This is a genomic window from Citrobacter sp. TBCS-14 (assembly GCF_005280805.1).
Lineage (GTDB): Bacteria > Pseudomonadota > Gammaproteobacteria > Enterobacterales > Enterobacteriaceae > Citrobacter > Citrobacter gillenii.
In genome coordinates this window covers 1-228 of sequence record NZ_SZWM01000193.1, presented here as the reverse complement: position 1 = coordinate 228, position 228 = coordinate 1, and the positions used below count along the sequence as shown (strand labels likewise).

Annotated in this window: 1 protein-coding gene; it reads left to right on the top strand. The window is 58.8% G+C overall.

Annotated elements, in window-relative coordinates:
* Window positions 1–228, top strand: a 228-nt coding sequence (locus FDX22_RS12070) for an aldehyde dehydrogenase family protein (protein ID WP_146717251.1), incomplete at both ends; no start/stop codon positions are given.

Below are 228 nucleotides of genomic sequence, written 5' to 3'. Positions count from 1 at the left end.
CGTCTGATGACCCTGGAACAGGGCAAACCGCTGGCGGAAGCCAAAGGCGAAATCACCTACGCCGCTTCCTTTATTGAGTGGTTTGCCGAAGAGGGCAAACGCATTTATGGCGATACGATCCCTGGCCATCAGGCCGACAAACGCCTGATCGTCATCAAGCAGCCGATCGGCGTTACCGCCGCGATTACGCCGTGGAACTTCCCGGCGGCGATGATCACCCGCAAAGCC